Source organism: Mesorhizobium sp. AR10, assembly GCF_024746795.1.
Taxonomy (GTDB): domain Bacteria; phylum Pseudomonadota; class Alphaproteobacteria; order Rhizobiales; family Rhizobiaceae; genus Mesorhizobium.
In genome coordinates this window covers 2,694,610-2,708,242 of sequence record NZ_CP080524.1, presented here as the reverse complement: position 1 = coordinate 2,708,242, position 13,633 = coordinate 2,694,610, and the positions used below count along the sequence as shown (strand labels likewise).

10 protein-coding genes and 1 pseudogene are annotated in these 13,633 nt (G+C 63.0%); 7 read left to right on the top strand and 4 right to left on the bottom strand.

Going from position 1 to position 13,633, the window contains the following annotated elements:
- Positions 1-102 precede the first annotated feature (102 nt).
- The 3 genes and pseudogenes from LHFGNBLO_RS16705 (at position 103) to LHFGNBLO_RS16695 (ending at position 3,848) form a co-directional block, all read left to right on the top strand.
- Positions 103-1,720 (top strand): annotated as a pseudogene (locus LHFGNBLO_RS16705) (GMC family oxidoreductase).
- Positions 1,717-2,928 (top strand): mandelate racemase/muconate lactonizing enzyme family protein, encoded by a 1,212-nt coding sequence (locus LHFGNBLO_RS16700; protein ID WP_258609110.1) that lies wholly within the window; start codon positions 1,717-1,719, stop codon positions 2,926-2,928. The pseudogene LHFGNBLO_RS16705 and the gene LHFGNBLO_RS16700 overlap by 4 nt, the downstream one beginning before the upstream one ends.
- Positions 2,925-3,848 carry an NAD(P)-dependent oxidoreductase gene (locus LHFGNBLO_RS16695; protein WP_258609109.1) on the top strand — a complete coding sequence of 308 codons (924 nt, stop codon included), beginning with the start codon at positions 2,925-2,927 and terminating at the stop codon, positions 3,846-3,848. The genes LHFGNBLO_RS16700 and LHFGNBLO_RS16695 overlap by 4 nt, the downstream gene beginning before the upstream one ends.
- A 92-nt stretch (positions 3,849-3,940) precedes the next feature.
- Here the strand turns inward: LHFGNBLO_RS16695 and LHFGNBLO_RS16690 are convergent, their stop codons facing one another.
- On the bottom strand, positions 3,941-4,879 hold the full coding sequence (locus LHFGNBLO_RS16690; RefSeq protein ID WP_258609107.1) for a diacylglycerol/lipid kinase family protein: 939 nt from the start codon (positions 4,877-4,879) through the stop codon (positions 3,941-3,943).
- Between the two features lie 763 nt (positions 4,880-5,642).
- On the opposite strand from LHFGNBLO_RS16690, the gene LHFGNBLO_RS16685 reads away from it, so the two are divergent.
- Positions 5,643-6,773, top strand: coding sequence for a hypothetical protein (locus tag LHFGNBLO_RS16685; RefSeq protein ID WP_258609105.1), 1,131 nt, complete (start codon positions 5,643-5,645; stop codon positions 6,771-6,773).
- 127 nt (positions 6,774-6,900) lie between these two features.
- On the top strand, positions 6,901-7,413 hold the full coding sequence (locus tag LHFGNBLO_RS16680; protein ID WP_258609103.1) for a hypothetical protein: 513 nt from the start codon (positions 6,901-6,903) through the stop codon (positions 7,411-7,413).
- Between the two features lie 116 nt (positions 7,414-7,529).
- Here the strand turns inward: LHFGNBLO_RS16680 and LHFGNBLO_RS16675 are convergent, their stop codons facing one another.
- Positions 7,530-7,772 carry a DUF1344 domain-containing protein gene (locus tag LHFGNBLO_RS16675; protein WP_258609101.1) on the bottom strand — a complete coding sequence of 81 codons (243 nt, stop codon included), beginning with the start codon at positions 7,770-7,772 and terminating at the stop codon, positions 7,530-7,532.
- Positions 7,773-8,254: 482 nt separating this feature from the next.
- Here LHFGNBLO_RS16675 and LHFGNBLO_RS16670 point away from each other — a divergent pair, with 482 nt between their 5' ends.
- Positions 8,255-8,749 carry a YegJ family protein gene (locus tag LHFGNBLO_RS16670; RefSeq protein ID WP_258609099.1) on the top strand — a complete coding sequence of 165 codons (495 nt, stop codon included), beginning with the start codon at positions 8,255-8,257 and terminating at the stop codon, positions 8,747-8,749.
- An 11-nt stretch (positions 8,750-8,760) separates the two neighbouring features.
- Here the strand turns inward: LHFGNBLO_RS16670 and LHFGNBLO_RS16665 are convergent, their stop codons facing one another.
- Positions 8,761-9,732 (bottom strand): hypothetical protein, encoded by a 972-nt coding sequence (locus LHFGNBLO_RS16665; RefSeq protein WP_258609760.1) that lies wholly within the window; start codon positions 9,730-9,732, stop codon positions 8,761-8,763.
- 75 nt (positions 9,733-9,807) lie between these two features.
- Positions 9,808-10,863: a CapA family protein gene (locus LHFGNBLO_RS16660; RefSeq protein WP_258609097.1), complete on the bottom strand. Its 1,056-nt coding sequence runs from the start codon at positions 10,861-10,863 to the stop codon at positions 9,808-9,810.
- A gap of 184 nt (positions 10,864-11,047) precedes the next feature.
- On the opposite strand from LHFGNBLO_RS16660, the gene LHFGNBLO_RS16655 reads away from it, so the two are divergent.
- Positions 11,048-13,627, top strand: a complete 2,580-nt coding sequence (locus tag LHFGNBLO_RS16655; RefSeq protein WP_258609095.1) for a caspase family protein — start codon at positions 11,048-11,050, stop codon at positions 13,625-13,627.
- The last annotated feature ends 6 nt before the right edge of the window (positions 13,628-13,633 follow it).

Here is a 13,633-nt window from a genome sequence, read left to right as displayed (position 1 = left end):
TATCAGTCGCTTTTTTCACAAGCCATGCCGGATGGCGCGGCGACGCGGGGCTGCGCCCAAGCCTAGGGTGGAGGCCGAATTCCGGAGCCGCCCGCGTCCATCATGCAAACTTATGATTTCATCGTCGTCGGCTCCGGCTCGGCTGGCTCGGTTCTGGCGGAAAAACTGTCGGCCTCTGGTCGTTTCTCGGTCCTAGTGCTGGAAGCCGGCGGCACCGACCGCCGTTTCTACGTGCAGATGCCGCTCGGCTACGGCAAGACCTTCTTCGATCCGGCGGTCAACTGGAACTACAAGACCGAACCGGACCCGGGCCTCGCCGGCAATGTCGACCATTGGCCGCGCGGCAAGCTGCTTGGCGGTTCGAGCTCGATCAACGCTATGGTCTGGATCCGGGGCGCACGCGAGGATTTCGACGCCTGGCGTGACGCTGGCAATCCGGGCTGGGGCTTCGACGATCTCTTGCCCGCCTTCAAGGCGCTCGAGGACAATCAGGCTGGCGCGGATAGATGGCGCGGCGTCGGCGGTCCACTGCATGTCACCGACTGTTCGGACGCCGTCCATCCGCTGACCAAGCGCTATCTCGCCGCAGGCCAGCAGGCCGGCCTACCGCTCAACCCGGATTTCAACGGTGCGGCCCAGGAAGGCGTCGGCATCTACCAGATCACCACCAGGAACGGCCGTCGCATGTCGGCGGCACGCGCCTTCCTGCGCCCGGCCATGAAACGCAATAACGTCCATGTCGAGATGAATGCGCTGGCGACCAGGATCCTGTTCAAGGGCAAGCGCGCCGTCGGCGTCGAGTATTTGCAAAATGGCGAGAAGAAGACTGCCCGAGCAGGCCGCGAAGTCATCCTGGCGGGCGGCTCGGTCAACTCGCCCCAGCTTCTCCAGCTTTCCGGCATCGGCCCCTCGGCGCTACTTGGCAGTCTCGGCATTGCCGTCACCCACGCCAATGAGAATGTCGGGGTCAAACCTGCAAGATCATGTCGGCATCAACTACACCTTCAAGGGGAGGCTGCCGACGCTTAACCAGGTCCTGCGCCCCTGGTGGGGCAAGCTTCTGGTCGGCATGCAATACATCCTCATGCGTTCCGGCCCGCTGTCGCTGTCGATGAACAATGCCGGCGGCTTCTTTCGCACCGATCCGACTGCCGCGCGGCCCAATATGCAACTCTATTTCCAGGCGTTTTCGACCGTCATCCCAAAGAGCGGCGAACGCCCGATCCTGACACCCGACCCGTGGCCGGGCTTTTCGATCGGCCTGTCGAACTGTCGTCCATCGAGCCGTGGCGAGATCATGATCCGCTCGAAGGATCCACGTGATTATCCGAGGATCACGGCCAATGCCTATTCGACCGACGCTGATGTCGCCGAGATGCTGGCGGCAGTGAAGTTCGTCCGCAAGATCGCTTCGATGCCGGCGATGGCCGAGATCATCGAGGAAGAGGTTTTGCCAGGCCCCTCGATCACCTCCGACGCCGATTTGATTCAGGATTTCAGGAAGCGCTCGGGCACAGTCTACCATCCGGTCTCGACCTGCCGCATGGGGCCGGACCCGGCGCACGCCGTCGTCGACCCGCGCTTGAAGGTGCATGGTGTTGAGTCCTTACGCGTCATCGACGCCTCGATCTTTCCGGATAATATCACCGGCAACACCAACGCCGCCTCGATCATGACCGGATGGAAGGGTGCCGACCTGGTTCTGGAGGATCAAAAATGAAGATCACCGACGTAAAAACCTGGGTTGTCGGCAATCCGCCGCCCGGCATCGGCGGCAAGTATTTCATCTTCGTCAAGCTCACCACCGATGGCGGCGTGGTCGGCTATGGCGAAGCCTACAACGCCACCTTCTCCGCCCATGTCACCGCTCGCATGGTCGAGGACATGGCCGAACGTTATCTCGTCGGCCGCGATCCACACGACATCGAGAACTTCTTCCGCCGCGCCTATTCGTCCGGCTTCAGCCAGCGCCCGGATGTTTCCGGAATGGGCTGTTTTTCCGCGCTCGAAATGGCCTGCTGGGACATCATCGGCAAGGAGGCCAACAAACCGGTCTACAAACTGCTCGGCGGCCAGGTGCACGAGACGCTGCGCTCCTACACCTACCTCTACCCGCACACCGGCAGCGTCCACTCCGAGGATGCGCACGGCAAGAACGTCTACAACGACCCCGACCTGGCGGCCGCCTGCGCGCTCGAATATGTCGAGCAAGGCTTCACCGCGGTCAAGCTCGACCCGGCCGGCCCCTACACCGCCTTCGACGGCCACCAGCCGCGCCTCGTCGACATCGACCTCTCCACGCGCATGGTCAAGGCGATCCGCGAGGCGGTCGGCACCAGGGCCGATATCCTGTTCGGCACCCACGGCCAGTTCACCGCCTCGGGCGCGCTGCGCATGGCGCGCGCCATCGAGCCCTACGATCCCCTGTGGTTCGAGGAACCGGTGCCGCCGGATATGCCGGAAGTGATGGCCCAGGTAGCCCGCGCCACCTCGATCCCGATCGCCACCGGCGAACGACTGACGACCAAGTTCGAATTCGCCCGCGTCATCGAGAACCGCGCCGCGACCATTTTGCAGCCCGATCTCGGCCGCTCCGGTGGTATTCTCGAAACCAAGAAGATCGCCGCCATGGCCGAGGCCTATCACATCCAGGTCGCACCGCATTGCTATTGCGGGCCGATCGTCGGCGCGGCCAACATCCAACTGGCGGTGACACTGCCGAATTTCCTTATCCTCGAATCCTTGAAGCAGTGGGACGGCTTCCACGAAAAGCTCTTGAAGAAGAAGATCGAGTGGCAGGACGGCAACGTCATTCCGTCGAAAGAGCCCGGCCTCGGCGTCGAACTGAACGAGGCTGTCTGCGAGGCGCACCCTTATACCGGCAAGGAATTACACCTGCAGATGATGCAGACACCGTTGATGCCGTGAGCGCGCGGGAAAACTACGCCTTCATCGGTCTTGGCCATCTCGGCGGCCACCTCGCCGCCAGCCTGATCCGCAACGGCTTTGCCGTCACCGTCTTCGACCGCGATCCGGCCGCCGTCGAGCGTCTGATGGCGCTCGGCGCAATCGCCGCCAAAAGTCCCGCCGAGGCTGCTGCACACGCCGGCAACGCAATCACTTGCCTGCCCTCGCCAAAGATCAGCGAAGCCGTTCTGGCCGGCCCCGACGGATTGCTCGAAGGCTTGCCGAAAGGCGGCACCTGGATCGAGATGTCGACCAACGGCCGCGACGAGATCCTGCGGCTGGCAGCCCTCGCCTCGGCAAGAGGCATCGAAACACTCGAATGTCCGGTCACCGGTGGCGTGCATCTGGCGGCGGTCAGCAAGATCACCGCGCTGGTCGGCGGCGATGCCGCGCTCTATGCCCGCCATCGCGCGGCAATCGAAGCGATGTGCGCCAGGTCTTTCCTGATGGGTCCGATCGGCTCGGCGGCGGTGATAAAGGTCATCACCAACATGCTGGCCTTCATCCACCTCGTCGCCGCCGGCGAAGCGCTGATGCTGGCCAAACAGGGCGGACTGGATCTTGCCCAGTCCTACCACGCCATCGTTGCCTCATCCGGCAACAGCTTTGTCCATGAGACCGAAAGCCAGCTCATTCTGAACGGCTCCTACGACATCGGCTTCACCATGGACCTGGCCCTAAAAGACCTCGGCTTCGCGCTCGGCATGGGGGAAAAGTTCGGCGTGCCGCTCGATCTGGCGTCGCGCGTTAACGCCATCTTCGAACAGGGCAAGGCCGCCTATGGCGGCGACGCCTGGTCGACCCAGATCGTCAAACTGCTCGAGGATGCGGTCGGCACCGACCTGCGCGCGGAAGGCTTCCCAGCAAAGCTGGAAATCTGAGGTGGCTAAGTTTTACAAGCGATTTCAGTAGATTGAGCGGTTCATCGGAATCATGCCCGCAACCACCTGAATCAGTTCCTCAACGACTTGAATCAACATCTCAGCGTCAGCGCGCCGGACAGGATTTCGAAGGTTGCGGGTATGCGCCCCGGCGACTCGCCGTCTATGTCGACCAGCGCGCCGTTCTTTTCCACATCGCCCAGCGGTTCGACCACCACTTTCTTGCCGCGCAGGATGGTGATCGCCGGATGGTTGCGGTGCCGCCCGCCATAGAGCAGCCTGAGGTCCCAGATCAATTTCAGCTTGCCCGCCGCGCGCAGAATGACGATGTCGAATTGACCGTCGTCCAGTTCGGCGTCAGGCGCGATCATCATGCCGCCACCGAAGAATTTGCCATTGGCCACCGCCACCAGTGCCATGCGCGCCTCGACCGGGGCGCCGTCATCGACGGTGATCCTGACATCCTGGAACCGATAGCGGACGAACTCCACCACGGTGCGCCAGAAGAACAGCGCCTTGGCCGATACCTTGCCCTTGCGCTTGTCGGCGTTGACCGCGCGGTCGGTGGCGCCGGACAAGCCCAGGCTGGCGATGTTGATGAAATGGCGGCTGGCCAGCGCGCCATGATCGTCGATGTAGCAGATGCGCCCGGCATCGACCTTCCGGGCCTTGGCTCCGGCAATCCGCTTCAGCATCGCGTCGACCTCGCGCGGCAGGCCGAGCCCGCGGGCGAAGTCGATGCCGGTGCCGCAAGGCAGCAGGCCAAGCTCTGTCGTCCGGCCGCTCTCCATTGACGCCTGCAGCAGCCCGTCGGCCACTTCGCTGGCCGTGCCGTCGCCGCCCGCGGCGATCACCAGATCGAAGCCGCTGGCAGCGAGGTCGAGCGCCAGCCTTTCGGCATCGCCCTCGGCCTGCGTCTCGCGCAGCTCGAAATCGCCAAAGTGCTTTTTCAGCGAAGCAGCGACCTCCGGCCAATGCCGCTTGAGCCTGCCGCCACCGGCAATAGGATTGAGCACCACCCCGACCTTCAAGCAACCTCCCCCAAGGACACGAGGAACGCCGCGGCCCCAAAGTCCTTTGCCGGCATTGAAGCCCGCGTCGCTCTGCGGAGCAAGCGCCGAATGGGGCTCACCAGAAATGGCAGGGTCGCCTGGCAGTCGGGTGCGAACGGAAAATCGCTTCGCTGCCGAACACAGTCCCCGATAACCCCGCTATCCACAGGCCCACGCCCATATCGCAAACCGCTTCCCCGGCGTACGTTGAACCCATCTCAGGCGGCTACCGATCGCCACGCCGAAAGGCAAAGCGAAAAGGCGGATTTCCTGGGGCCCGTACGGCCCTGAGCGAGAGCAGGCTTGCCTGTTCGAGGGACGGATGCCGAGACCTACGGGGCCGCGGAAAGCGTGCGAACGCCAACGGCGGACCGATGCTGCCATGAAGGACGGCAAAAACCTTCGATGGTGCGCTGGGCGAAGCTCGCAAGGGTGGAGGTCGGCGTGGTCCGGAACGGGCACTGCCCTCGGGTGGTGGCTGGCAGGACCGTCAAAATCAAGGCCGGCATGGCGCGACGTCTTTACGGAAGTTGCTGCCGCGACCGTGTCCTGATCTGACAGGGAGGCGCTGGGAGAAATCCCGGCGCCGACTGTCTTTTGGCCATTCCCACAATTCCAACGGTCTTTCTGGCTGGGACTGCAACTGTCGCCAAAAATCAGCTAACGTTCAACGTCACTTGAAGGGGGACACTTCATGACGCTGCTCCAGAAGCTTGCCCTTGCTGCCACGGCCTGACCGGCCATGGTCCTGTTCCGCTGGCTCAAGCGCATCATCAAGACGATCCTCTGGCTGGTCGTCATTGTCATCCTCGTCCCGATCACCGGGTTGGCCTATGGCTTGCTGACCACGCCATCCCTGGACACCGCGCCGCTGCCGGGCATCGCCGACAGCGCCCCGCCGAAGGCGCTGGCCGACAAGGTCCGTGCCGAAATCCCGGGATACCAGCGACCGGAGAAATCGACCTATCTCACCTATCCCGAATGGGCGATCGTCTATGCCGCGCGCGACTATGCCGGCTTCGTCGACCAGAACCAGCCGAGCGGCTTCCCCCACTGGTCGTATATCGGCCGCTTCTGGCAGGACTATGCGATGGTCATCCGCGCCAGTTCCAACAACCAGTACAATTTCGCCGACCATCAGATGCTGGTCTTCATCGGCACCAGCAATACGGTCGAGCACGCCCTGCAATGGGCCTATGAGAACACGGTCGGCCGCGTCACCGAGGCGATCGCCGGCAAACGCACCGCCGCCGACATCTATCAGGCCAAGGTGGCGGGCGAATACGCAGGCTTTCTCGACCAGGCGCTGTGGTATCAATTCCCCTATGCCGAAAAGCGCGCCGGCCTGTTTGCCGTGCAGCCGATGCCGGGCGACAGCGCGGTGCGCACCAGCGAGCGCAAGCTCGCCTTCGGCCTCGTCGACACGATCAAGCAGGGATATGCCGATCTGAGCACGTCAGCACTCGCCGCCACCTCCGATCCGACCTTCCTCGACATCCATGTCTGGGCCAAGGGCTCGGTCGGCGAAGCGACGCGAAACGAACCCGACACCTTGCTCGAGCGTGATTTCGGCACTGAGGGCACCGTCTTCGTCACCAGGCGCAACCAGGTGTTCACCGCGATGATCCCGCGCCTCATCGACAAGGGCATCTCCTTCGTCGAGATCGGCGGCAATGACGAGATCATGGTCACCGTGCTGTCCGGCGACGAGGTCGCCGTGCCGGAAGGCGCCCGTGCTTTGTTCAGCTACCCGCTTCCGGCCGAACCGGCCATGCGCCGCACCGGGCTGACCGTCGCCGTGCGCAAGCTGCACACCGTGGTGCCGGCACTGATCAAGGCAGGCGCGAGGCTCGAACACGTCTACGACTACTGAGGCCTTTCGGCCACAAGCAGCCTCCGTGAAGCGTTCCATCTCGCTCGCCATGCTCATTCCACAATAACGGCCAAATGCCGCCTTGTTCCGCGGCGATTGATGATGAGGAATTTGAAGGGACAAGACTGTGATCAAGACCGCCCTTGTCGCCATGACCATCGTCGGCTGCGACTGCGACGCCAAGCTTTGCGAATATATTGGCGAGACACCGGCCAAGTGGTCGACCATCGCCGACTGCGAAGCGGCGATGAAAAGCCAGATGTTGCACGAGCGCAATTTCAACTACCCGCTGGTCTCCGGCATCTGCCGCACGACGCCATCGTCCTCATCGCAGCTGGCCCTGACGGCATCGCGACCTGAATTGACGACGACCAGCCAAGCCGCGACAGACCTGCTCCCTCCCGAATTGAGCCATCGGCCCAGCGCTGCCGTCGGATCGCGGGCGACGGCGACGGAAACGGAGGCCGCCCGGCCCGTCGCCTATGAAGCGGCGGTCGATGGCGGACGCGCGGTGCTCTATCGCAGCAAGGCCGGTTACGCCGTGGTCAAGACCGACCTCGGCCGTGCCGCGTCTGCGACGGTCGGCATAGCGAAGCGGTCGGCGAACTGGCTGGCAGGGTTTGTCCCGAACGGATTGTGAGCGGCCCTCAGGAATAGCGCGGCTGCGGCATCAAAGCGGCCGGTCCCGTCGGGGACCGGCCGCTACTGCAAGATTGGTCATGGAAGGGTTTCTGGCAGCAACCTGCTGCCGAGGGCCTATGAAGCCTTTTCGATCGACGTGACCATGCCGGTCTTGTCGTCGACTGTCACCGCCACCTTGGTGCCGACCTTCAGTTGCTCGACCGCGGCTTCCGCCGGCAGCTGGTAGATCTTGCCGTCGTCGAGCGTGATCGACTTGGTTGTCGGGTCGACCGCCTGAATGGTGCCTTGAACGGTCGCAGCATAGGCGGTGCCAAGGAAGGCGAGCATGGCGGCGGTGGTTACAAGGATTTTCTTCATCGGTTAGTACTCCGTTTCAGTTTGCCGGGGCCGCTGCCTCGTGGAAGCGACAGCCACCGAACAGCCCCAAACTGGTACGGAAGGCGGCCCTTCGCAAATCACGTTGAGTGAATTTTACAAACAGAATCAGCTACTTAATTCTGACACATTGCTTGAGAACCCAACTTATCCGACCAATCGGCCGGTCGTGTGTGACAACGCTTTTCCCATGAAAAGAGTCGGTTAGGCGCCCGCCGGAACCGGCTTGTGACCACCACGCACCTGCCGCATTTCGTGGCCCGGCGACATCACGAAACGGGTCGGAAAACATCGTCACGGACACGTCTTGTTTCCTGGGTTCGGTCAACCCCTTGTCTTCGCCAACCGCCTCCTGTTCGTGGTGGCGATCCCTCTGCATGAAGACGCTGCGCCTCGGTTGAAAATCCAGGCTTGATGCACGAGGATGTCGACATTTCCGAAGAGGGGTCGAGGGCCGCCGTTTCATGAAGAATGCAATCCGCACCATGCTGTCCCTGATGTTGGCGTTTGCTCCAATATCGGCCGAGGCGCAAAGCTCCGATCAGGGTGACGACAAGATCGTCAGCGTGGCCAGGGACGATCCGGATATGGCGGCAGCGATCGAACAGGCACGCGCCAGCCTTGATGATTTCCTGACTTTGTGGGAGGCTCCGCCAGCCGGAACAACCGACTACAAATTGAAGGTCGAGGTCAAGGATGGGGACGCCTCGGAGCATTTCTGGATCATCCCTTTCCATCGGACCGCAAGCGGTTTTTCGGGAACATTGGCGAATGAGCCGCAGGCCGTCCACAACGTCGTGGCCGGCCAGGAGCTCGAATTCACTCGCGATGATATTTCCGACTGGGGCTACACCAAAAACAGCCGCCAGGTCGGCAGCTTCACCGTCTGTGTACTGTTCAAGACAATGGCGAAGGAAGAAGCCGATTACTATCGCCAGAACTATGGCTTCGACTGCTGACGCGGGTCAGCCTAGCTGACCTCATCATCCTTCGCGCCGATCTTGCGCACCAGTGCTGCCGTCGCCAGCATCGCGCCCATGTCGGCGATCATCGGCGCGACATGCGTGTTGTAGTCGAGCGGCACGGAGATATCCGGCAGCTCGAAGAAGTTCTTCGTCTGCGGCAACAGCAGAAAGCCGTCGCTGCCATTGAGCGCGATTCGCGCCGGATCATCAGGCCATGTTTCGCTGAGCCATTTCAGCGCCTGCGCCAGCCTGCCGCTGACCAGCGGCCGTGCCGCTTGCACATTGTCGGAGCGGAACTCATAGGCAGCATCGAGCGCGGCGTCGCCGCTGGACAGTTCTTCCATCTTGCTGGCAAACAAGCCGCGGAAGAACCCGACGACCACATTGGCCCGGCGCGTCGCCACCAGTATCCCAGGGAACGGCGCGATGGTCTCGAAGGCGACGATGACGCCGTTGAAGGTCGTCTTTGTGCTCTTGCCCGACCCTTCCCGGAGATTTGCCTCGTATAGCTCGAATAGAAACCCTTCGTAACGGCCCGATACGATGTCGTCGAAGGTCTGCCGGTTGAACGACCCGACCGTCTCGCGCGGCAGCCGGTCGAAGGAATTCGGCGTCACATCGTGCTGGTAGCGCATATCTCCGATGAAGCCGAAGATGATCGGCAGCAGCGTTTCGCGGAACGATTGCTGGAGCGCGCGCGCCGGCTTCGTTGCCAGGAAATAGAGCAGGATTGCCGCCACGAAGCCGCCGACATAGAGGAACACATGCGGCGTGGAGAACCACTGCTCGTTGGGGTCGGCGACCTTGTTGAAGAGCCAGGCCGTCAGCGCCACGAAGACCAGCACCAGGCCGATGTAGAGCGGCACCCGCCAGCGGACCTGACGGTAGGCCGACGCTCGCCCGGCCTCATAGGTCTCGATGTTATTCCTGATGCCGGCGATCACCGCCTCGCTCGGCATGAAATCCGCCGTTTCCATCGTCACCCCCGCCGACACTTGCCTATCCCAGGCATGATAGCTGCTTTTGCGGGAAAGTCGCCAGCCGGGTAGATTTCACACAGCCGTGGATTGCCCGTCAAAGATCGCTTTCAGTCGACCCTCGACCTTGCCGCGCAATCGCCCCTCCAGCGCCTCGACCCCAACCAGCCGCTCATGGTCGCCGGCACGCAGCCGCATGAAGGCATGCAACTGGTAGGCGGCAATGGCGCCACGCATGCCGAGGTCAGCGCTGACGTCGACGGCGAGAATGGAACCGATACGGCCGGGCCATGGCTGGCGGGCAAGAGCCGTGCCAAGGAAATCGCCCAGCCCGTAGGCGACGAGCGTCTTGCCGATCCACTGCACAGGCTGCACGACATGGGCGTGGTGGCCGGCGATCAGTCCGACGCCGTGCCCGGCCAGATGCCTGGCCAGCGCCCGTGTTTCGCCACGCGGAAAATGCCGGAACTCCCAGTCCCAATGCGGCACGGCACAGAGGAGATCCGCACCCTTGGCAGCATCGCGCGGCCAGCGCTCCGGGTCGCCTTGCATCGACACACGATCCGCAAACGAAGCCTCATCGGCATTGCGCCACAGCGTGAAGGCGGCGAAGCCTATTGTCAGCGGGCCGACCGGAACCTTCACGATCGGCCCCGTCGTCGTGGTGCCGATGGTACGGATGCCAAGCCGTTTCAGCGCCACGACCGTCCCCTCGAAACCCGCGACGCCTTGGTCGAGCACATGGTTGTTGGCCAGCGACAGCACGAGTTTTTCACGCGAAATCCCGGCAGCCGCCAGCGCCTCGGCGAGAAACCGCTCGGTCATGGCATGGTGCGTGCCAAGTCGCGTGCCAAGCACCGCGCTGGGCCGTTCCACGACAGGGCTCTCGCAATTGCCGATCACCAGATCGGCGGAACCGAGCAGCGCCACAATCGCCGGATCGCATTGCGGCGCGCTGCGATTGGCCACCGCGGAGATGTCGCCGACGAAGGCAAGCCGCACCATCCGCGCCGGCGGCGGATCGATCAAGGTTGCGGCAACCGGTGCGAAGCCGCTGATGTCGCCGGCAAGCGACGGCTTCAGGAAGCGCGGCAGCCACGACAATTTATAGGAAAGCGGATAGTTCGACACGCGATGCCTGCACAGGAATGGAAGGCCACGGTAGACGATGCGCTTGTCAGCGCGAAGCGCTTCGATTGTAAATCGTCGGCGACCTCGCATGCTCCGCCGCAACAGTTTCACCGTACCGCCGCGCTTGCGCCATTGAGCCGACAAGGTCCGCGCATTAGCATGTGCCGGGTTTGGATCACGGGCGATGATGGTCGGGCGACATCAGGGATGCGCATTTGCGGCACTGCTGCTGGCGGTTCTCGCTGTCGTTCTTGCCTGCGCATCCGCCGCCGCAGCGCAGAACGCCAAGCCGATGCGCGGCGTGGCCCTGGTCATCGGCGAGTCCCGCTACGAACACCTGACGGCCTTGCCCAACCCCGCCAACGACGCCCGCGCCGTCGACCACCTGCTTGGCGAACTCGGTTTCGATGTCACCTCCGTCACCGACGGCGACAAGGCCAAGCTCGACCGCAGCCCGCAACGCTTCGTCGAGGATGCGGAAGGCGCCGACGTCGCGCTGCTCTACTATTCCGGTCATGGCATCGAGGCAGGCGGCGAGAATTATCTGGTGCCGGTCAGCGCCGACCCGTCCTCGCTTGCCGACGCCGGCAACAACCTCGTTCCGTTGTCGGGCCTGCTTGCCGAGCTTAAGGCCAGGGTTCCCGTCGCCATTGTGCTGCTCGATGCCTGCCGCACCAATCCGTTCCCGGCAGGCGCCACCATAGCTACAGCCTCGGGCCCGACGCCGGTCGCTGCCGCCGGCCTCGATCTGACGCGGGGTGCCGCCCCTCTCGCCGATGCCGCCGACGCGCCGCAGAGCCTGGGCGAAGTAATCGGCTTCGCCGCTGAACCAGGTCGCGCCGCGCTCGATGGCGATGCGGGAGGCAACAGCCCCTATGCCGCCGCCCTGCTGAAACATCTCGCCGCCGGCGGCTTTGCCTTTGGCGACGTGATGACGATGGTCACCGAAGAGGTCTATGTGCAGACGGGCGGCCGCCAACGGCCATGGACCAATGCCAGCCTGCGCCGGCTGCTCTATTTCGGCCTGTCGCCGGAAGCGCCCATCGGCGACGAGGCCTCGATCCGCGGCGAGCGGCGCAAGCTGCTGCTCACCATCGCCACGACACCCGCCGACACGCGCTCCATGGTCGAGCAGGTCGCTGCCTACAATGGCGTGCCGCTGGGTGCGCTTTACGGTATGCTCAGCGTGCTGGAGGTCGATACGTCAGGCGGGCAGAAGGACCTGCAAGGCCAGCTCTTTTCCGGCGCCCAGCGACTGAAGAGCATCCTTGCCGAGCGTGATGTGCAGGCCAGACGGGACCCCGAACTGATCCGGCTTTCCGGCCTGGCCGACCAGGCCGAAACCGAGGGCACCATCGCGCTCGCCCTGAAATTCCGCACCCGAGCCAGCCTGCGCGCCGAAGACATTGGCAAAGCAATCGATGAGGCGGAAGCCAATGTGAGGGCAAGGCGCCTGGAATTGGCCGAAACCTTCGTCGACCACGCCAAGACCGCGCTGCTCAATTTCGACTATAGGGTGGCGGCCGAGCGCTATGGCGACGCCTTCGTGCAGGCCGAGCGCTGGGACCCTGACAACGCCTTTCTCTACAAGGTCTACCAAGCCGACGCGCTGACCGATCTTGGAAAATTCCGCGGAGACAACGCCGCCCTGCAGGAAGCACTCGGCGTCTACCAGCAAGCCAAGCTTTTGCCCGGCGTACGGACCTGGGGTGGCCCGGCCGGCGTCACGGTCAATGAAGGCATCGCATTGATGACGCTTGCCGACCGAGAAAACGGTACCAAATGGCTCGAGCAATCCATTCGTCTCTATGAGGACGCGCTGAAATCCTTTTCCCGCAAGCGCAGTCCCGAAGCATGGGCAACGGTCCAGCTCAATCTCGGCAATGCCTATGATTTGATGGGGCAGCGCGGCGGCGGTGGCGCCTACGCCAGGAAGGGGCTCGCAGCTTTCCGACAGGCGGAAAAAGTCTATACCAAGAAATTCGACCCAAGCGTCTGGGCTGGAATTCAGAACAACATCGGCAATGCCTTGGTCGCGATTGGCCTGACCGGAGACGGTAAGCGAAATTTCAGTCAGGCTGCCAAGGCATTCCAGAACGCGCTGACCGTCTGGACGCGCGAAACGGTGCCGGTGAATTGGGCGATGGCGCAATCGAATCTGGGCGTTGCGCTCCGCAATCTCGGCGATCTGGAAGATGGCACCAAGAACCTGGAAGCCGCCGTGGTAGCGTTCCACGCCGCGATCGAAGTGCGCACCCGCGAAACGCAGCCGATGGACTGGGCCAGCAGCCAGAACAATCTCGGTGGCGCGTTGCAGTCGCTCGGTCTGCGCGAAGAGGGGTTCGAGCGCTACCAGCAATCCCTGGAGGCTTTGAAGAACGCGCAACTGGAGATCACGCGCGAGCGTGATCCGGTCAACTGGTCTTCGATCACCTACAATATCGGACGCAGCTACAAGCTTTTGGCCGAGCGCGAGGACAGCGTTCCGCTGTTCCAGCAAGGGTTGCAGGCGATCGAACTTGCGCTGACGGAGCTCAACCGCGAAACCTCGCCGGTGCTTTGGGGCCGCGCCAATTCGGTGCGCGGCGAAATCCTGTTTGCCATCGGCAGCCGCACTCATGACAAAGCCAAGCTTGTCATGGCGAGAGACGCCTATGTGACCGCCCGCGAGATTTTTCGCGAGCAGAAATTTACCACCAGCTTCGAGACGTTCTACACAGACCAGTTGAAACTGATCGACGGGGAACTGGCCAAGGCACCTTGATCGCCG

What these genes read in the sequence shown, in the direction of transcription:
- LHFGNBLO_RS16670 (WP_258609099.1), top strand. Translation starts at nt 8,255, where the DNA reads ATGAAGAATGCAATCCGCACCATGCTGTCCCTGATGTTGGCGTTTGCT.
- LHFGNBLO_RS16700 (WP_258609110.1), top strand. Translation starts at nt 1,717, where the DNA reads ATGAAGATCACCGACGTAAAAACCTGGGTTGTCGGCAATCCGCCGCCC.
- LHFGNBLO_RS16675 (WP_258609101.1), bottom strand. Translation starts at nt 7,772, where the DNA reads ATGAAGAAAATCCTTGTAACCACCGCCGCCATGCTCGCCTTCCTTGGC.
- LHFGNBLO_RS16665 (WP_258609760.1), bottom strand. Translation starts at nt 9,732, where the DNA reads ATGGAAACGGCGGATTTCATGCCGAGCGAGGCGGTGATCGCCGGCATC.
- LHFGNBLO_RS16655 (WP_258609095.1), top strand. Translation starts at nt 11,048, where the DNA reads ATGATGGTCGGGCGACATCAGGGATGCGCATTTGCGGCACTGCTGCTG.
- LHFGNBLO_RS16685 (WP_258609105.1), top strand. Translation starts at nt 5,643, where the DNA reads ATGGTCCTGTTCCGCTGGCTCAAGCGCATCATCAAGACGATCCTCTGG.